Annotated in this window: 1 pseudogene; it reads left to right on the top strand. The window is 31.7% G+C overall.

Annotated elements, in window-relative coordinates:
- Positions 1 to 821: pseudogene (locus FOT98_RS29560) on the top strand (XRE family transcriptional regulator); the annotation flags it as partial.

Genomic DNA, 821 nt, shown 5'->3' with positions numbered 1-821 from the left:
GCATTAGTGTCTTGGCTAGAAAAAAAGCAAGAATCCGGTATTACATTAGTACAAATTTATGCGAAAATTGATTCCTATAAGGAAGAAATATATAAAGAAATCGAAGGATTTATAGAAAAAGAATTTCAAGATGTAGCACCTTCAAGTTCCATAGTAGTAGAAAATGATCAAAATATAGATAAGACAAGCATAGTAAACCATGAGGATTATTATGAGGTAAATAACTCTGCTGTCTATTATAAGCTAAGAGATGGGATTGCAAAAAATCAATTTGAAGAAGATGAGTTAAGTAAGGTTTTACAATATCCAATTGAAACCAAATCTTCTAATGGTGTAGCTCAACTTTCTTCACATAAAGATGAAGATTTAAGACTTACAAATATAGAAGAAGCTGCTCGGTGGAATACCCTTGTCGATGATGTAATGAGTAATATGGATGATTTAACGGCAGATTGTTTAGATGCAATTACAATACAATGGATAAACGAAGCGAAATCTCCAGACGAATTCATTGATTTTTCTTATGAGCAAGTTTTAGAGATGTGCAACATCCCAAAAACAGTAGTCAAAAATAAAGAATACTATAGAGCGGAAGATAAAATTAAAATAGCAAAGAGAATTGCGGCTTTAGCAAGCATTTTTATCTATTTAAATGATGATAATGAGGTAGTAGTATTAAATGACCGTGATGATGATGGAGAACGTTTAGAATTAAAACGTGAAGTAATCAAAAGGTTATTTGTATTAGATTCAGTTGTATTGTGGAGACATAGTGTTACTAATGAATACATGGGCATTGAGTCTTGTCGTATTAAGCCAGG

The sequence above is a fragment of the Bacillus sp. HY001 genome (assembly GCF_007558965.1).
GTDB classification, from domain to species: Bacteria; Bacillota; Bacilli; order Bacillales; family Bacillaceae_G; genus Bacillus_A; species Bacillus_A mobilis.
This window is presented reverse-complemented; position numbering and strand designations above follow the sequence as displayed.